The organism is Paenibacillus sp. RC84 (genome assembly GCF_041260495.1).
In the GTDB taxonomy this organism is placed as follows: domain Bacteria; phylum Bacillota; class Bacilli; order Paenibacillales; family NBRC-103111; genus Paenibacillus_F.
Window position 1 is genome coordinate 608,448 of sequence record NZ_JBGBYL010000003.1, and the last position, 19,484, is coordinate 627,931.

At 57.1% G+C, this 19,484-nt stretch carries 12 protein-coding genes; 6 read left to right on the top strand and 6 right to left on the bottom strand.

Annotated elements, in window-relative coordinates:
- From ABH899_RS10180 to ABH899_RS10190, 3 genes are all read right to left on the bottom strand, one after another.
- Positions 1-651, bottom strand: a complete 651-nt coding sequence (locus tag ABH899_RS10180) for a beta-barrel domain-containing protein (RefSeq protein WP_009672433.1) — start codon at positions 649-651, stop codon at positions 1-3.
- Positions 652-657: 6 nt separating this feature from the next.
- Positions 658-1,098 carry a MarR family winged helix-turn-helix transcriptional regulator gene (locus tag ABH899_RS10185; protein ID WP_369995901.1) on the bottom strand — a complete coding sequence of 147 codons (441 nt, stop codon included), beginning with the start codon at positions 1,096-1,098 and terminating at the stop codon, positions 658-660.
- 244 nt (positions 1,099-1,342) lie between these two features.
- On the bottom strand, positions 1,343-3,220 hold the full coding sequence (locus ABH899_RS10190) for an LTA synthase family protein (RefSeq protein ID WP_369995902.1): 1,878 nt from the start codon (positions 3,218-3,220) through the stop codon (positions 1,343-1,345).
- A gap of 317 nt (positions 3,221-3,537) precedes the next feature.
- On the opposite strand from ABH899_RS10190, the gene ABH899_RS10195 reads away from it, so the two are divergent.
- Entirely contained in the window at positions 3,538-4,212 is a 675-nt protein-coding gene (locus tag ABH899_RS10195) for an SOS response-associated peptidase (protein WP_369995903.1), read from the top strand.
- Positions 4,213-4,312: 100 nt separating this feature from the next.
- On the opposite strand, the gene ABH899_RS10200 is transcribed toward ABH899_RS10195, so the two are convergent.
- From ABH899_RS10200 to ABH899_RS10210, 3 genes are all read right to left on the bottom strand, one after another.
- A complete protein-coding gene (locus tag ABH899_RS10200; RefSeq protein ID WP_369995904.1) occupies positions 4,313-5,653 on the bottom strand; it encodes an MFS transporter in 1,341 nt (446 codons plus the stop codon).
- Positions 5,654-5,808: 155 nt separating this feature from the next.
- Positions 5,809-6,783, bottom strand: coding sequence for a tRNA glutamyl-Q(34) synthetase GluQRS (gene gluQRS / locus ABH899_RS10205; RefSeq protein ID WP_369995906.1), 975 nt, complete (start codon positions 6,781-6,783; stop codon positions 5,809-5,811).
- Positions 6,784-6,828: 45 nt separating this feature from the next.
- Entirely contained in the window at positions 6,829-7,647 is an 819-nt protein-coding gene (locus ABH899_RS10210; protein ID WP_369995907.1) for an EcsC family protein, read from the bottom strand.
- A gap of 176 nt (positions 7,648-7,823) precedes the next feature.
- On the opposite strand from ABH899_RS10210, the gene ABH899_RS10215 reads away from it, so the two are divergent.
- The 5 genes from ABH899_RS10215 (at position 7,824) to modA (ending at position 19,483) form a co-directional block, all read left to right on the top strand.
- Complete coding sequence (locus ABH899_RS10215) at positions 7,824-9,107, top strand: MFS transporter (protein ID WP_369995908.1); 1,284 nt, start codon at positions 7,824-7,826, stop codon at positions 9,105-9,107.
- A gap of 222 nt (positions 9,108-9,329) precedes the next feature.
- Positions 9,330-14,732 (top strand): Ig-like domain-containing protein, encoded by a 5,403-nt coding sequence (locus tag ABH899_RS10220; RefSeq protein WP_369995910.1) that lies wholly within the window; start codon positions 9,330-9,332, stop codon positions 14,730-14,732.
- Positions 14,733-15,420: 688 nt separating this feature from the next.
- Entirely contained in the window at positions 15,421-17,988 is a 2,568-nt protein-coding gene (gene hrpB, locus ABH899_RS10225; protein WP_369995912.1) for an ATP-dependent helicase HrpB, read from the top strand.
- 38 nt (positions 17,989-18,026) lie between these two features.
- Positions 18,027-18,482, top strand: a complete 456-nt coding sequence (locus tag ABH899_RS10230; RefSeq protein ID WP_369995913.1) for a GNAT family N-acetyltransferase — start codon at positions 18,027-18,029, stop codon at positions 18,480-18,482.
- Positions 18,483-18,658: 176 nt separating this feature from the next.
- Positions 18,659-19,483, top strand: coding sequence for a molybdate ABC transporter substrate-binding protein (gene modA, locus ABH899_RS10235; protein WP_369995982.1), 825 nt, complete (start codon positions 18,659-18,661; stop codon positions 19,481-19,483).
- Position 19,484: the final 1 nt, after the last annotated feature.

Sequence of the window (19,484 nt, forward strand, 5' to 3'; positions counted from 1 at the left end):
TTACTTATGGATGCGGACCTCGGCGCTCATACCGGGTACGAGTGCAACCCCTTGATTATCGGTCAGCATGATTTTAACCGGGACAACTTGAGTGACTTTCGTGTAGTTCGCGTTGCTGTTGCTTTGCGGAAGCATGGAGAACGTGCCGGCAGTAGCTTGGCCGATCTGATTCACGGTTCCGGTCAGCGTATTGTTCGGGAAAGCATCGACATAGATATCGACGGTCTGGCCGACTTTCACGTTTTTGAGCTGCGTTTCTTCAATGTTGGCATTTACGAAAAGGCTGCCCATGTTGTAGGCATAGCCGAGCGGTGTGCCGGGAGCTACGGTTTCGTTGTCATAAGCGCTTGTCTGTACGACAGTGCCGTCGGCAGGCATAGACACGTTCACGGCGGTAGTTCCTTGAGCTCCGGCCGTTTGAACGGTACCGATCACGTCGCCGGCTTTAAACACTTGACCGACTTTCCCTTTCCAATCCTCAAGCTTGCCTGTGGCGGGAGCGGTAATCAGCATCTGCTGGCCGGCGATCTGCGCATTTTCGGTTTTGATATAAGTGGTCGACTGATTATAGAAATAATAGCCGGTAACTGCGGCGACAATTAAAACAATAATGACAACTACGTTGGTGATAACGATTCTGGTGTAACCCATCTTACTTTATTCCTCCTTGGCATTTAGCTGATCTAAAATTTTTTGATGCGTGTCTAACATGATTTGAAGCTCCTGAGGCGGGACTTCCAAGATCCGTACGAGCTGTTTATAAAGCTGCGAATCTTCGCTCATTGACAGCCTTACCTTCTCCGTACCTCTTCCGGTCAAGTTTAATCTGACGTTCCGGCGGTCTTCGTCGCTGCGGATCCGATTCACAAGCCCCATCCCGACCAACTGCTCAATGGCTACACTGACCGAACTGTTTGTCTGCTGCATGCGTTCGGCCAATTCCGTCACATTGGTACCGGGACAATTTTGCAGGAGCCGAAGAATCGTGAACTGCACATGGGACAACCCCATCGCTTCCGCATTCGTGCGAATGATACGCTTGATCGTCTGATTAACTTCACGAAAAGAAGTATAGATGGGGTAAAGCGGGCTATCCATGCTCTCGCCTCCTATCGTTGCACTGTTTAATGATTCACAAGTGAAACATTCGATAGTAAATATTATGCTACGGAATAAATGACATGTCAAACAAATCAAATCGGAAGATTCTCCACATCTATCCAATCGCGCCGAGGCCGCTTCCGTGCCCAAAAAAGAAAGAAGGCCGACGCCCTTGGAGGGCGCCGCCTTCTTGTACAGGTGCTTTACGGGATGTCCCGGCTCCTGTTACCTTAACGAACCTTTATTTGCGCACGGGAAGCAGCTTCACATATTCATCGGATAGCTGCATCAGGTCCATGATGTAGTCGTAATCTTTGCGGTACTGGCTGATATCAGCCACGGGCTTGTGCGTTTTGAGCGAGACCGCGGTCCCGTCGTCGAAGCCTTCGCCCGGTACGAATAGAACATCGTTGTTGACGAAGGAGCCGGTCGGCAGGTAGTACCGGATCCCGGAAACGTTCTTCGTCACGTTGAGCAAATCGTGCCCGAACGGCACAATGCCTGCTTCCTCCAGCCGGATACCGAGCAGATTGGCTACGGTCGGCATAATATCCAACTGGCCGCCGGCCGTTTCGATCTGCTTGCCTTCCTGCTGGGAAGGGGCGTGGATAATGAGCGGAATATTGTAGCGGGAAATTTGCTCATGGTAGTCGATTCCGAGCGCCTCGCTGACCATCTTCGGATCGTTGTCCTGCGGCTGCAGGCCGAAGTGGTCCCCGTACATAACGAGAATGGTATTATCCCACATGCCGTTCTCTTTGAGCTGATTAATCAGAGTTCCGATCGCGTAGTCCGTATAATGGACAGCTTCCAGATAGTCACCGAGCTGCTTGCCCTTGATGTTCTCCGGCAGATCCAGCGTCTGTTTATCCTCGGGTATTTTGAACGGGTGATGGCTGGAGGCCGAAATAAACTGGGCGTAGAACGGCTGATTTTCATTCTTCAGCTCAACGAGCCGTTTCATGCCGGTCCGGTACAGCTCTTCGTCCGATGCGCCGAAAGCATTGAAATTATCGTTCGTAAAGGACGGTTTGTCGAAATACTGTTTAAATCCGAGTGCGGGATACATTTTGTCCCGGTCCCAAAATTTGACGTCATTCACGTGAAACGTATTCGTTTCGTATTGGAGGGCGTTGAGTGCTCTCGGCAGACCGGGCAGCTCGCGGTTGTTGAAGCCGCTGGACATGGCCACGGTTGCGGTCGGGTAAATGGACGTATTGGAAATAAATTCGGCGTCCGAGGTATTGCCCTGTCCGACCTGCTGGAAGAAGTTGTTGAAATAGAAGCTGGACTTGACCAGCTCATTCATATTCGGTGTGATGGCCTGGCCGTTCACTTCCAGATTGATCGGGAAGTTCTGGAACGCTTCCAGTTGGACCACGATCACGTTTTTACCTTTTTCCGTGCCGAAATAATTAGGCGCCGCACCTTGCGCCAATGGGACACTGCGAGGGAAGGAAGCTTCCAGCTCCGTCAGATTTTGTTTCACCTCGGAAATGTCCGCGTAATTGGTTCGGTTGGCGCGGAGCCCGTCGAATAAAGAAACGGCCTGATAAGCGAAGAAACCGAGTTGTTCTCCTTTTTTCAGTTCGTTTTTCGTGCCGGAAGCGGCCGCTATGGAACTCGAGGCCAGCAAAACGCTCACGATCATGAGAGCATAAGTAACCGGTGACGGGAGACGGAAAGGCACGTAATTCCTCTTCGGTTTTTTACGCACGACGAGTTTGAACAGCAGAACGATCACAATATCCGCGAAGAACAGCAGGTCCTCCGGTCTCATAATCGAACGTACGGATGAAGAAACTTGTCCCACTTGATTTAGCTGCTTTAACGTTGTGTAGATGGGAACTGTTCCAAAGTTTTGAAAGTAAATAGCGGATGCGAGCAATGCCAAACTGACTAAAATGTTAAAAGTCCAAAAAAGTGCCGTTTTTACACGCCCGGGCCGGAAAAGCTCGATTAGACAGGCTGCTACCATCACATCGAAGGCGTCTATTAAAATTTTGTCCAGGGTCAGTTTGTCATAGACCAAGATCCGGAACAGTGCCATCTTGGCAAGCAGCAGCACGATCGTCCAAACAAACATGCTTTTATACCATTCTTTCCATCGAATGCTCATGCAATAGGCTCCTTTCCTTTCGATCTATACTTTTATACATGAAAAATATTAAGGAATTATGAACGTGTCCCTTTTCATGTCAATCCAAATCGTGGATATAAGACTTTAATTGATGCAATACCCATTCATATTGAAAAAGACTATTTATTAACAAAGGACCGATAACCCCCATATTCTTCTGGACTATTGTACCCCAAAAAGGGAGATTGACCAATTTTTTTGTATGAAAATGTCGGTAATTGTCTAAAAAAGGAAGTGTAATTAGAATATTTTTCCTGGGAATCGGCACAATAAAGCGCATAAGGAGGGTGATTTCCATGTGCAAACAATATTCGCTGACGGCCGACTTAGCCGAGATTCAGAACCGGTTCCAAGTGGACAAGATAGCGGCTCCGTACAAAGCCCGGTATAACATCTCGCCCAGACAGCATGTGCCTGTAATCGTTTCCGTAAACGGGGAGCTTGTGTTGGATGAATACCGGTGGGGGTTCGTTCCCTTTTGGGCAAGAGATGCGGTTAATGCGGACGGGATGTCGGTTCACCAGGACCCTGCTTACCGTAAAATTTTTATGCGCCAGCGCTGTATCGTTCCGTGCTCGGGCTTTTACTACTGGAAGACGGAAGGGAAGAAAAGCTTTCCCGTTCGCGTGGTGCCCCGGAGTCGTGAAGTTTTCGGCATCGCCGGTTTGTATGATGTATGGAGCGACCCGAGAGGGAAGGAGCTTCGGACCTGTACGCTGCTGATGACGGAATCGAACTCGCTGATCACTTCCTTCCATAACCAGATGCCGGTTATTTTGAATCAGCATTCGATCGGAGAGTGGATGTCGCAGGGGGCGATGGATACCGACCGGCTGATCCCGCTGCTCAAGCCTTTTCCGGCCGAAGCGATGGAAGCCTATCCCGTCACGCCCGCCATTTCCAACCTGGAGCTGGACGAATCGCATTGTATAGAAGAGATGAATTTAAAAGTTGCCTGGATCAAAGAGTGACCGGTCCAGCGGCAAGGCAGAAGGAAGGATCGTTTCTTGGAATGAATGAGGGTTCCGTAAAAAAGAGGAGGCTTGTCCTTGAGGACAAGCCTCCTCAAGTCTAGGCGGGGGAAGGCTCCGGTTTGGGCCGGGGCTCTTCATCCGTGGACGGATGGATGGCGAATAAAGCGAGAAGAGCTGCCAGAAGGCAGGCCGCACCGAGTACATAGAACAGAATAGTCGGATATCTGGACAACAGAACGGACACGACGGGAGGACCGACCGCAACGCCGATGAACCGCATGGAACTGTAGAAGGAAGAGATCGTGCCCCTCTGGGCTTTGTCGATTCCCGCGGTAATGAAAGCGTCCAGACAGGGAAGAGCGAGTCCGATTCCGATTCCGAGCAGGGAAAGCATCGTTAGCAGGCCGTACAGCGAGCTGAAGAAAAGGCAGCCCAGAGTCGCGCCCAATGCAAGCAGGCTGCCGGCAAAGGTCAGCCATTTCATCCGCTTCTTATGCTGACCGATGATTTTGCCGGTAATAAAAGACGTCAGGCAGAGCAGGGTCAGCGGGATCGCCAGAACGCAGCCTTTCAGAATGCCGTGCAGATTGTATTTCTCTTCGAGCAGCTCCGACAAATAAAAAAGAGCCCCGAAAAGCAAAAACATACAGATGCAGCCGATGGCGAAAATCGCGTACAGCCACCTTCCCTTCCTGGAAAAGATCCATTTCAGATCTTTGAGAAAAACCGGGAGCGAGATCGGCGCTCCGTCGGTGTTATCGGATTCTTTGGCCGAATCCGTTTGCGGCTTTCTGGTTTTGTCGGCCGCTTTGCTTCCCGCGTCCGCGCGCTTCTGGTCCGAGTCGGCTTCTTTGCCGCCGCTTTTCTCCGGTTTTTTGACGAGAAAGAGGACCATCAGGACGGAAATCAGACAGAAAACGGGAATGGCCATAAAAGGCAGGAACCAGACCAGGGCGGCAAGCGCGGACCCGAGAATGGGGCTCAGCACTTTGCCTCCCGTGTTGGCCGTTTCTATAACGCCCAGGCCGCTGCTGACGTCGCTTTCCTCCGTAAACATGTCTCCGACGAGAGGCATGGCGACAGGAGCCGCGCCGGCGGCTCCAATACCCTGCAGCAGACGGCCGAGAAGGATGATCGTATAAGGATTAGGCATAAACCAGGCTGCAAATCCGCAGACGGCGCCGCCGATGCCCGCGATAATCAGACTGGGAATGATCACGATTTTACGGCCGTACCGGTCCGACAGGAACCCCGCGACCGGAATAAGGATGATCGCCGCAATCGAATAAACCGTAATCAGCAGACTGACCTGAAACGAGGTCACGTGGAGCTTTTCACGGATCAAAGGCAGAATCGGAATGAGCATGGAGTTTCCAAGAGTCATGATCAGCGGGATGGATGCCACAGAAATGAGATCCCATTTTTTTTTCGCCTCCATAAGGCGGATTCACTCTCCTCGGTCAGAATTCCTCAGAATCTCCGGTGATCCGGTCGCCAAAAGCTAGGAATACTTTGTGCAGATGAGAGGAATTTTATCCTGCCGGCCGGAGGCGTCTCTCGCGGCTTCCTGAACGGATGAGAGCGGACGATGCTTCAGCCCGCGGAAAGCAGCCGAAGGAGCTGCCGATTCAGCTGCACGGGATGCCGGGGGAATGCCGCGAGCCGGAAATCCCTCGTCAGCTCTTCAGCCTGCACCGGTTCCGGCCGGTCGGTCAGGCCCGACAGGTAGGCCAGGACGCCGAGCAGTGTCTCGGGCGGGACTCCCGCGCGGCGGATGGCGGACACGGACAAGGAGCCGTGCCGCTTGGACAAGCGCTGGCCGTCGGGCCCGTAGAGCAGCGGGACGTGCGTGTAGCGCGGCGGCTCGTACCCCAGGGCGCGCAGCAGCATCAGCTGGCGCGGGGTGGAGTCGAGCAGATCCCAGCCGCGCAGGACGTCGGTGATGCCCATGGCGGCATCATCGACGGCGGCGGCAAGCTGGTAGGCCACGATGCCGTCCGCCCGCTGCACGACGAAGTCCCCTCCGGCCCCGCCGGGGAAAACCTGCGCTCCCGCGGCCAGATCGCGGAAAGCGATGTCTTCCGCAGGCATCGCGAAGCGGAGCGCGGGCACTTTGTCCGCCGCGCGAGCTTCACGCTCGGCCTCCGTCAGGAAGCGGCACGTGCCGGGATAGGACGGTCCTTCGGAGGAGAGGCCGTGAGGAGCGCTGGAGATGGCGTGAAGCTCGGCCCTGCTGCAGTAGCAGGGATACAGGTGCCCGCGCTCCCGCAGCGTCCCGAGCGCCTCCTCGTAGAGGCGTCCTCTGACGCTCTGCTCGTAAGGCCCGAAGGGACCGCCCACGCCAGGGCCCTCGTCCCAGTGGAGGCCAAGCCACCGCAGGTCTTCGGTGATTTGTTCGGCCAGCTCGGGCCGGCAGCGGGGCTTGTCGATGTCCTCCATCCGCAGGACGAACGTACCGCCCGCCGCCCGGGTTTGCAGCCAGGCGAGCAGGGCGGTACGGGCGTTGCCGATATGAAGTTCGCCGGACGGAGTAGGGGCGAAGCGCCCCCGTACTAAGGTTGAGCTCATTGTGGTTACGCCCCTTTCATACGAGATATCTATGAAGATACTCCTTTAAGCGGCTTCGTTCAACCTTTCGAGAATACGGCGTTTCCGGTACAGCATTTTGCCGGCTTCGGCAACGTCCCGGATCGTACCCCGGTTAAAATACGCTCCGAACAGCATACCGGCGACGGGAATCATCTGAAACAGCTTTTTCCAGCCGAAATTATCCCGGTACGTGGTGACGACTTCCCGCCAGCCTTGAAGCTGGGAGACGGACTGCCGGCCTTCCGCATCGTAAACGGACAATTTTTCCAGGATGGCTTTCTTGCCCACGATATCGGAGGATGAAAACTGCAGACAGTTGATAATAAAGATACGTTCCTTCTTGTCATTGGGGTCATAACCGTAGCAGACGGCAATCTCCTGGAGCACTTTCAGGGAAAGGCCCAGGAGGGCGGGAATATCGATCGCCAGCGTAAAAATGCCTCCGAAGCCCGTGGTGGCTCCTTGCACGGTCGCAAGCGCGGATCTGGATTCGGCCAGGGAATCCGCGGCCCGATCCATGACAGCAAGCGGAAGAAGCGCGGCTTCCCGGATAGACGGGACGTCTTGGCGGGCCTCTTTTTCCTCCGCCGTATGTTTGGAAAGATGGTCGAGCATGCCTTTCTCCGAAACGAGATATTTTCCGCCGGTTTGAATGTAGCTCCCGATTTCATCGATAAGCTGTCCGATACGGTCCTGCAGAAAGCGCGGGGTAACCTTGTCCAGCAGGGCGAAGGGGAGACGGCCGAGCTTTTCCCAGAAAAAAATATCTTTCTGATCTTGTTCCCATTTGTCGATTTCTTTGAGCTGTAGGAGAAGTTCGTCCTTTGTTTCCGTCGGGTGCATGGCCAGACCTCCAGGTGTAATTTCGTGTTTTTCAGTAATACGCGCAGAAGAAGAAAACCGGTTCAGAAAAGGGGAAATCCGTTTCCGTTCATTTACCTTTTTTAGTCGGGAACGATTTGGTAAACTGGGGAAACGAAAACAAGCACCCAGTACCGACGGAAGATGAGGAAACGGACATGAGATTCAGAGATTTTCACCCCAATGTAAAAATCCGGATAACGATGCACTTTGTGACGGGCATCCTAAGCGGTATGGTTCTGCCGTTCATGGCGGTTTACTTCGCTAAAACGCTCGGAACGACGACCGCCGGATTAGCGGTCATGGGCAACATTATCGCGGGAGTCGCCGCGACGTTTATCGGGGGATATTACGCGGACCGCATCGGACGCAAGAAGCTGATGCTGATCAGCGAGCTTGTCTGTACCGCGGCTTACGCGGTGATGGCGGCCGCGAACTCGCCCTGGTACCAGTCGCCGTACCTGACCCTGGCGATGACCCTTGTCATCGGAGCGGGCTGGGGACTGAGCAAGCCCGCCGCGGACGCTATGCTGATCGACGTGACCGAGCCCGGCGCCCGTAAATTTATGTACCGCATTACCTACTGGCTGAATAACTTGTCGATCTCGATCGCGGGCATTATCGGAGCGTTCCTGTTCAGCTCGTACTTGTTCGAACTGCTGCTCGGGGTATCGGCCGTTACGTTTATCTCTTACCTCGTTACCCTGATCTGGTTGTCTGAAACGCTCCAGCCGGCGGTTTGGCACGCAGAGCAGGAAGGCGTCCCGAAAACCGGCGGACCTTTTCACATTCTGAAAAGCTATGGAGAGGTATTCCGGGACCGGACGTTTATGGTTTACGTCCTGGCCAGCCTCCTCCTGGTTTCGGTGGAGTTTAATTTGACCGAGTACATTGGAATCCGCCTGGAGAGGGACATTCACGGAGCCGTTCTGCTGCCGGGCATGACGAGTTTGAACGGTCTTGAGCTTCTGGGCATCCTGAGGACCGAGAATACGTTCGCCATCGTTGTCCTATCGCTTTTTACCGGTTATCTGCTCAAAAAATACGGAGGCACCCGCACGATGTTCGTCGGCCTAATCCTGAACATTGCGGGCTACAGTTACCTGGCCATGGGCAATCATCCTTGGGCTCTCCTTGTCCTGATGCTGATCGCCACCATCGGCGAACTGATCTATGTTCCGATTAAGCAGGCGTTCCTCGTGAACATCGTTCCGGACCATGCGCGCAGTTCGTATATGGCGGTCAACGGAATGCTGTACAGCGGCGCCCATTTCATCTGCGCCATCAATGTCGTGATCGGCGGGTTCTTGCCCGCGTGGGGAATGGCCCTGGTGCTCTTCGCAACAGGCCTGACGGGCCTGCTGCTTCTCGGCTCCATCCTTCCTAAGCTTGCGCCAGCCCCGAATACGGCCGCCAAAAGCAAAGTCGCCTCCGCTCTTTAAGAGGGAGACGATGAAAGAGAGCGGCTGGATTTAGAAGGAATGAAAACATGAAGACGAATAAAATCCTGAAACAGATCAGCTACATGTAAAGCTGCAGAAAGCGTCGTGCGGAGTGTTCCGCACGGCGCTTTTTTAAATTTTTTTCCAGTGGTCGAGCCATGTCGAAGCAAAACGGCGGAGAGCGCAGCATAAGTTACCTATAGCGGAAAGGAGGGATACGGGATGCCTTTTATAAACAGATACTCGACTACCACCAACGGAGCCATCACGTTTACGGGCAATACGCTCGGCCTCGGCAAACAGAATAACGCAAACGCGCCGGGAACGGCCCGCTCCATCGGCACGTTCGCTACGGTCAATACAAGTCTGCAGGACGGCACTTGCCCACTCGGGACCACGTCCGGTTACGGGCCGAATTCTTCTTCGGCCATCCTCGTCCTGCCTTCCCGGAGCACCGTTTTGTATGCGGAGCTGATTTGGGGAGGGAGTTACAACCTGGGCGGGGAGAACGTGAGCAGCGTGCTCGATTATACAGTATCGCTCACGAACAGTGCCGGTGTTTTTACGGTTACGCCCGATACGGCTGCGCCCGGGATGAATACATCTCAATACTTTTATGTAAGGTCCGCCAATGTGACGAGTCTTGTCCAGGCGGGCGGAGGCGGGACCTATACGGTCGGTAAAGTTCCGGGTACGCAGGGAGACAGTGAGAACAGCACCAACCATGCGGGCTGGACGCTCGCCGTCATTTATCAGAATGCGACGCTTCCCTCGCGGAACATGACCATTTTCGTCGGCGATGAAATGACGGACACCCCTTCAAGCACGAACTCGGTCGTCGTAAGCGGATTTTTCAGCCCGACAAGCGGTCCGCTCAGCGGGAGGCTGCTCGTCAGCGCCCAGGAAGGGGATTCTCCGCTTACGGGCGACCAGATGCAGTTCGGGCCCACGGCCGCCGATCTTGCGCCGGTCTACGGGTCGAACAATCCCGTGAGCAACTTTTTTTGCTCGCAGATCAATAACGACAGCGGCCTGCAAGACACGACCGGGACGTTCGGAGACCGGAATCATCCTACGGGTTCCGTCATATCCGGCGGCCGTCAGGGGTGGGACATCACGAATGTGGACGTCTCGTCCAAACTGATTCATTCGCAGACGTCTGCCAACATCCGGGGAACGACGTACGGCGACGTGTATCTGATCAATGCGCTTGCCTTTCAGGTGAACATCAATGCTCCGGCCATTAGCGTAACGAAGGAATCCAACCAGACGACCGCTTACATTAATGAGGCAATCACATACAAAGTTACGATCTCGAACTCCGGCAACGCCACGGCCAATACGCTTACGCTCACGGACCAGCAGCCGGCGGGCACGACTTTTATTGCGGGAAGCGTGACTGTCAACGGCACGGCTCAAGCCTCGGCAAATCCCTACACGGGAATTTCCCTCGGAAATTTGGCGAGCAGCGAGTCGATCGTCGTCCAATTTCAAAGCCGGGTCACGTCGCGTCCTGCCTCCCCGGCGCAGTTCGCCGATGAGGCGACGGTCACTTACCAGTTCCAGAGTGTAACGGGAGGGACGGTTTTCAACGGTACGGCCGCCTCTTCCGTTGTGACCGCAGCGGCCGGGAATTACCCGCCGTTTGCTTCCGACGTAACGGGCACAATCGCCGAGGATACGTCCTTTACGGGACAAATTCCGGCCTCGGATCCCGAATCTGCGGTTTTGTCTTATACAGTCGCAAGCCCGCCCGCACACGGGACGGCTACGCTTAACGCCAACGGCTCATTTACCTACGTGCCGAATCTGAATTTCAACGGGACGGATTCTTTCTCCGTTACGGTCAGCGACGGCAGCGGAGGGACGGCAAATTCGCTTGTCACCATCCGGGTTACACCGGTGAACGATCCGCCGGCTGTCCAGAATCTATCGTTCACTACGCTGGAGGATACTTCGTTGAGCGGAAAAGTAACGGCGACCGATGTGGCAGGCGATTCGTTGACATTCAGCCTGGCCGTTCCCCCCGCGCACGGGACGGTTGTATTCGGTCCGACAGGGGTGTTCACGTATACGCCCAGCCCGAATTACAACGGGACCGACGGTTTCACCTATTCGATCAGCGACGGAAACGGAGGCGCTGCCACCGCTTCCGTAACCATTACGGTTACGCCGGTGAATGATCCTCCGGTCACCTCCAATCTGAATTTGACGACGGCGGAGGATACGCCTGTCACCGGTGCCGTTCCCGCGACGGACGTGGGCGGAGACAGTCTGACGTATACGCTGGCGGCTCCCGTTACGAACGGAAGCGTCACGCTGAACGCGGACGGAACGTTCGTGTATGCGCCCGGTCTTCATTTTAACGGTACGGACTCTTTTGCCGTCAGAGTAAGCGACGGGAAAGGCGGTACGGCCGTTTCCAACGTCACGATTACGGTGACGCCCGTCAACGACCCGCCGATCGCCTCGGGAGGGAGTGTCGTCACGCCGGAAGACACTCCGGTCAGCGGAAAAATTAACGCAAGCGATGCGGACGGGGACGCGCTGACCTATGCGCTGGGCACCGCGCCTCTCAACGGTACGGTCGTGCTGGCTGCGGACGGGAGCTATACGTACACGCCGCTTGCGAACTTTAACGGCACCGACAGCTTCAATGTGGTCGTCAGCGACGGCAACGGCGGTGCGGCCATTTCTCATGTTGTCGTCACGGTAACTCCGGTCAACGATCTGCCCGCGGCGCAGGACAAGAACGTCGTTACTCCGGAGGATACGCCGGTATCGGGCCGGGTACTTGCGTCGGATGTGGACGGGGACGCGCTCACCTTCGCCCCGGGTGCCCCGTCTGCCAACGGGACCTCGGTCGTAGCGCCCGACGGGAGCTATACGTACACGGCTGCGCCCGATTTTAACGGGACCGATTCTTTCACCGTTACCGTCAGCGACGGAAACGGCGGAACCGATTCCGCGGCGGCGACGGTAACGGTGACTCCGGTCAACGACCCGCCTGATATGTTCGACGAACAATGCTTAACGCCGGAGGATAAGCCCCTAACGTGCCAGATCAAAGCTTCGGATGTGGCCGGCGATGCGCTGACCTACGCGCTGGGCACGCCTCCGGTGAGTGGAACGGCAGTCGTGACGGCGGACGGCACCTACACGTATACGCCGAATCCCGACTTTTACGGGGGCGACGGCTTCACCGTGACGGTGAGTGACGGCAACGGAGGAACGGCGACAGAGACGGTCACAGTGAACGTGGCGCCGGTGAACGACGCGCCGGTAACGGCCGATTTGGTGCTGACAACGCCTGAGGATACTGCGGCAGCCGGGCAGATTGCGGCGACTGATGCGGATGGCGACGCGCTTACGTTTATGCTGCGGACACAGCCGACACGCGGCAGCGTGATCCTGAATCCGGACGGGACGTTCAAGTATACGCCGATTCCGGATTTCAACGGAACGGATTTGTTCACGGTCTTGGTCGATGACGGCAACGGCGGGACGGCGGTCGCGAATGTAACGGTGACGGTTACGCCGGTCAACGATGCTCCGGTTGCAGCCGATCAGACGGATTATACGGCCGAGGGTACGCCGGTATCCGGTCAGATTGCGGCCTCCGATGCGGCCGGCGACGCGCTGAGTTTCACACTCGGCACGCCACCGGTAAACGGATCGGTCGTGATCGGTACGGACGGGGCCTATAGCTACACACCGAATGCGGATTTCAACGGGACCGACAGTTTTACCGTAACCGGCAGTGACGGAGCGGGAGGAACGGACAGCGCAGTCGTGACCGTACCGGTCGTACCGGTTAACGATGCCCCTATTCTGGGTACGGTGAACGAGACGACCGCCGAAGATACCGTTCTTAACGGCCAAATTACGGCAGACGATCCGGAAGGCGATCCCGGCACAATCCGCGTGAGCGATGACCGTGGAGCCGGCTTCGTCTCGGACGTGACGGTTACGGTGCTGCCTGTCAACGATCCGCCTCGGGTCCGCAATGTATCCCAATCCACGTTCGTGAATCAGACCGTTAGCGGTTCGATCGATGCGGACGATATCGACAATGATGTCCTGACCTACTCGCTGGACACCCCTCCCGCAAACGGTACGGCGACGGCAGGACCCGGAAATACGTACACGTATGTGCCGAATCCAACCTTTACGGGAACCGATTCTTTCCAAGTCAGAGTCACCGACGAGTCGGGCGCTTCGGCGACGGCGGCAATTACCGTCGAAGTGTCGCCGGTTTTCACGGGTTCATCCATCGAAACCACTTTAATGACGCTGCAAAATACGCCTCTTACCAGCATAGTCCCGCTCGTACCGGAAGTTTCAGCGGTCTATCGGTTGAGCACACCGCCTTCAAACGGTTCGGTATCGGTAAATGCCGATGGAAGCTTCACGTATGTTCCTAATCAAAATTTCACGGGCAGCGATTCGTTTGTCCTCACGGAGTCAGGCACTTTGCAGACGGTTCTCGTTAAAGTTGTCGTCCTGCCGGCGAACCAAGCTCCGCTCGTCGGCAATGTCCAAAGCTCAACGACAAGGAATGCGCCGGTTTCAGGAACGATTACCGCGACCGATCCGGAAGGGCAATCGCTCTTTTATAACCTGAATACCTTGCCTCTTAACGGGACGGCATCGGTCCGTACGGACGGGACGTTCACCTATACGCCCAGCCGCAACTTCGCGGGGACGGATTCCTTTACGGTCGGCGTAACGGACGCGGGTGGAGCTGTCAGTATAGCGCTGATTACCGTGAATACCGTATTCGCAAATTTGCCGCCCGTTGCCGAAAATGCTTCTTATTCGACACCGGAGGATACGGCGGTTTACGGGAAGCTGTCCGCTGCCGATCCGGATTCGGACCTCATCGCTTTTACGGTCAAAAAGCCGCCTGCACACGGTACTGCCGAGCTTGAGCTGGACGGAAGCTTCCGCTATACGCCTTATTCGGGCTTTGCGGGGAACGATGTTTTTGAAGTGGAAGTGACGGATTCTTACGGGGCATTCAGCGTTCTGGAAGTGACCGTAACGATACTGCCCGTCACCGAGCAGCCGGTAGCCGGCAATGTCGAACTCGCTACCCGCGAAGGGGAGCCGGTAACCGGACGGATTCCCGCCGCGGATCCGGAAGGAGGGCAGCTTCTCTTTGAACTGCAGGGTTCGCCTTCTTACGGAACGGTCGTGATCTATCCGGACGGAACGTTCACGTATACGCCGTTTGCGGGATTCACGGGAACGGATGTGTTTACGGTGGCGGTCACGAGCCTGCGTACCGGTGAAAAAACGCTGGCGGCGGTCAGGATTACCGTCAATCCGTCGAAAGCTTTGCCGCCGTTCAACCGCCCTCCCGCGGTATCGGGTCAGGAGTTCGCTACGTATGCGGACACTCCGCTCGACGGGCAAATACAGGCGGCCGATCCCGATGACGATCCGCTGCGGTTCGAGCTTCTGCTGCCGCCGGAGTCGGGAAAAGTCAGCGTCGCGGCGGAAGGCGGATTTATTTACTTGCCGGATACGGGCTTCACGGGAAGCGACCGGTTTACGGTCCTTATTCGTGACAGCAGGGGCGGCGTTTCTGTGGCGCTGATTGTTATAACGGTCGAAAGGTAGGATGACGGAGTTGGTAACGGAGAGCCTGTCCCCGATACACTGACGGCACGAAGCGAGACCTTTACGAATCCGGTGAATATGCCGATTCAGGGCTGAGTGTGGGCATTGAGCAGGCTGGGGCTGCCGCCGACCTATTCGTTGAAACAATCCGTCGGATCCGGAAAATCCACGGTAAGCGCGGACGGGATATGAATCTACGCTCCTGTCTCAAACTTTACGGGAATGGATTTCTTCACATTGAGACCGCGAACTTCCGCGGGGACCGTACCGAAGCCGTTATTCCTGTTATTGTGGAACCGCTGGTCGAGGAATAGAGGAGGAGGCGGGCCGCGTACAAGGCGTTCACTCCAAGGGGACGACGAGTTCGTCCTCTTTTTTGCGCAATCGGGCGAATGGACGGAAGCGGTCATTTGGTTTATGCTGTGAAAAGAACTTCCGGTCATTTGCTTTGCCGGATTGAACCGGGTACATGGACCGGCCGCCAACGGAGCGGTTCTTTCGTGTTTTTGAAGAAAACGATCCGGCGCAGACCCGCAAGCCCTGCAGTAAACAGGATCGGCCCGGGATTCGGCTGCGAATGACCGATCCTGGCGAATAAAGGTTTTGCCTGCAGGCTGAACGACGGGGCCATTGCCTGATAAAGAAAAGCAAACGTTGACTTTTGATAAATTAAACGGGGGATACAGATATGAACGTACCGGTGGAGGCAGTGCTCCCGGAACTGCTGGATGTGCTGAGGCGGGAGCGGAACGGCGTCCTTATCGCACCGCCAGGAGCGGGTAAAACGACACGTGTGCCGCTTGCTCTCCTCAAGGAGCCCTGGCTGGACGGCAAACGCATCTTGATGCTGGAGCCGCGGCGAATTGCGGCAAGGGCTGCCGCAGCTTATATGGCGTCCCTGCTGGGTGAAAAGACGGGCGAGACGGTCGGATACCGGATGCGCTCGGATTCGAAGGTCGGGCCGAAGACACGCGTCGAGGTCATTACGGAAGGAGTCCTTACCCGCATGCTTCAGCGCGATCCTACTCTTGAAGGAGCGGGAATCGTGCTGTTCGACGAGTTTCACGAGCGGAATCTGGCGGCGGATCTGGGCCTGGCCCTCTGCCTGCAATCCCAGTCTCTGCTGCGGGAAGACCTGAAGCTCCTCGTTATGTCCGCAACTTTGGAAGGGGACGCTGTGGCGGCGCTCATGAACGGCGCTTCCGTCGTAACGAGCGAGGGCAGAATGTACCCGGTCGAAACCCGTTACAGACGGGAACCCGTAAAAGGGCCCGTGGCAGCGGCCGTCCTGGATACCGTTCTGCAAGCCTGGCGCGAGGAGGAAGGGGATCTGCTCGTGTTCTTGCCGGGTGCTCCCGAAATACGGCGGGCGGAAAAAGAACTCGCCGCCCGACTGCCGGCCGGGCAGGCTCTTGTTGCGCCGCTGTACGGCAGTCTGACGCAGGAGCAGCAGGATCGCGCGATTCTGCCCGACTCGCAGGGAAGGCGCAAGATCGTGCTGGCGACGACGATCGCCGAGACAAGCCTGACCGTCGAAGGCGTGCGCATCGTCGTTGACAGCGGCCTCGTGCGCGTTCCGCGCTTCTCGCCGCGCACGGGCATGAGCCGCCTGGAGACGACGGCGGTCTCCCGCGCCTCCGCGGATCAGCGGCGCGGCCGCGCCGGCCGCCTTGCGCCGGGTGTCTGCTACCGGCTGTGGACGGAGCAGGAAGAGAGGCGCCTGGCTCCTGCCGGACGGCCCGAAATCGCGGAGGCGGATCTGGCCCCGCTGGCGCTCGACCTCGCCGTGTGGGGTGCCCGGCCGGACGAGCTGGCCTGGCTCGACGCGCCACCGGCGGCCGCATACGCGCAGGCGTGCAGCCTGCTCCGCAGGCTCGGGGCGCTCGATGAAGCGGGCGCCGTCACGGCTCACGGCCGCAGGGTCGCCGCGCTTGGCATGCACCCGCGCCTGGCGCACATGGCGCTGCGGGCGCTTCCGCTGGGCGCGGGAGGGCTTGCCTGCGAGCTGGCGGCGCTGCTCGGCGAGCGCGACATTCTCCGCGGCACGCCGTCGGCCCGGGATGCGGACCTGCGGCTGCGCGCCGAGGCTCTGCGGGCCTATACCGGCCCGGGGAGCGGGACGAGGCGGACGCCGCACGACAGCGGCGCCGCCGGCACTGCCGCTGCGGAGCCGGAAAGCTTCGCGGACGTGTCTGCGCCGGGGAGCGCGGATGCCTCCGTGCTGCGCCGTCTCGGGAGCGATGCGGCCCGCTGGAAGCGCGAACTGGGCGTCCCGGAGGGCGAATCCGGCGGTACGGAACGGACGGGCCTGCTGCTCGCGTTCGCTTTTCCCGACCGCATTGCGGGACAGCGGTCGCCCGGGCGGTTTACTCTCAGCAGCGGCAGAGGGGCCGTGCTGCCCGATATGCAGCGCCTCTCGGCGGAGCCTTGGATCGTTTGCGCCGACCTGGACGATCAGGGCGCGGAAAGCACCATTTATTTGGGAGCCCCCGTGCGGCGGGACGAGCTTGAAGAGCATTTTGCCCATGAAATCGTCGAGGAAATAACGGTAAGCTGGGACCGGCAGGCTCAGGCTGTAAGGGCCCGGAAAAGAACCTCGCTCGGCATGCTCGCCCTCCGGGAGGTCACTATTGCCGCTCCGGACCCCGAACTTATGCGGGATGCCCTGCTTCAGGGGATCAGAAGCCAAGGGCTGGAAGTGCTGAGCTGGAGCAAACCGGCGAGGCAGCTGCGCGAGCGGTTGAGCTTTATGGCGCATCATGATGCCCGGTGGCCGGATGTCTCGGACGAAGCTTTGCTGGCTTCTCTGGAGGAGTGGCTGGGTCCGCACGTGTACGGGATGAAAAGCCGGGGCGACCTCCAGCGTCTGAATCTGGCGGCTGTGCTGGAAGCGATGCTCACTTGGGAGCAGCGGAGGATGCTGGATGAGCAGGCGCCGACCCATCTGACCGTGCCGAGCGGCTCCCGCATCCCGGTCGATTACAGCACGCCGGAAGCGCCGACTCTGCATGTTCGGCTTCAGGAAATGTTCGGGCTCCAAGCTACGCCGGCCATCGGCGGCGGACGTGCGCCCTTGACCCTTCACCTGCTGTCTCCGGCACAGCGGCCGGTGCAGGTTACGCGCGATCTGGAGAGCTTTTGGAAAGAGGCTTATTTTGAAGTGAAAAAAGATCTCAAGGGCCGCTACCCGAAGCATTACTGGCCGGACGATCCGCTTGAAGCGATTCCGACCAGCCGGGCGAAGCCGCGTAAATAGTCCGAAGAGGGACAAATAGGTGTAAAAGAGGTGCGTATATGAACGAGACAGCAATCATCCGGCTAATCCGGCACGACGAGTTGGACCAGCTTCTGGAGCTGTACCGGCAGCTGAATACGGAGGACCCCGTCATTCCTCCAAGCGAGGACCTGGATAATCAGTGGAACGAAATGTTCCATAATCCGAAAATGAAATTTGTCGTCGTGGAAGACGACGGGAAGCTGGCTGCCGTATGCGTGCTTGTAATCGTCCAGAACTTGACCCGCGGCGGACGCCCTTTCGGCTTGATTGAAAACGTCGTAACCCGCGAGAACCACCGTAAAAAAGGCTACGGCAGTCTGATTTTGCAAAAGGCGCTGGATTTGGCCCGCGAGGCGGACTGTTACAAAGTGATGCTGCTGACAAGTTCCAAAGAGGACGCGACCCTTCGTTTTTACGAGAAGAACGGGTTTGAAAAAGACGTCAAAACCGGCTTTATCTCGTACCTTTGGTAATGGGGGGAAACGGGAGAGGACGGTAGAGACGGGACGGGACAGATGGACAGTGGGGGACATCCTACCTGGTGCAGGTGAAGATTTGCCGATAGCTCGGGGCGCTGGCTGACCGGAAGTCTCGATATGAAACCGTATAAATTTTATGTATTGAAAGGAATGGAGGTGCCGCTGTGCTTATGAAGCGGGTAGGGCAAGCGATTGCGGCAGGAGTCCTGCTCTTGGGACTCGCCGCATGCTCGGCCGGACAAACCGGCAGCCCGGACGGCAAACCGGACTCAAGCCGGGAAGCGAACGGGAAGGCGGCGGAACTGACAGTATCCGCGGCCGCCAGTCTCAAAGATGCACTGGAGGAGATCGGCCGGCGTTACGAAAGCGCCAACAGCGGCGTTAAGCTGCTCTATAATTTCGGATCTTCAGGCACTCTGCAGAAACAGATCGAGCAGGGAGCTCCCGCCGATCTCTTCATTTCGGCGGGGGTGCCGCAGATGAAGGCTCTGCTGGATAAGCAGCTTATCGACAAGGAACATTCGGGTGTTCTGCTGACCAATGAGCTGGTTTTGATCGTGCCGGGGGATTCGCGAGCAAGCATCGCCGGTCCGGAAGACCTTTTGAAAGAGGCGGTCAAGAAGGTCGCGGTCGGGGAACCCAAAACGGTTCCGGCGGGAAGTTATACGCAAGAAGTCTTGAACGGAGCCGGCATCTGGGATAAGCTACAGCCCAAAATCGTGTGGACCAAGGATGTCCGCCAAGTGCTGGCTTATGTGGAATCGGGAAATGCGGACGCGGGATTCGTTTACAAAACGGATGCCTTGACTTCGGGCAAGGTGAAAACGGTGTATACGGCAAAAGAAGCGGCGGGAAGTTCGCCCATCGAATATCCGGCGGGAATCGTTTCGGGCACGAAGCAGGCGGGGGAGGCCCGGAAGTTTTATGAGTATCTGTCCGGACCGGAAGCGCGGGATATTTTTACGAAATACGGCTTCGGCTTAAAAAGTCCCTGAG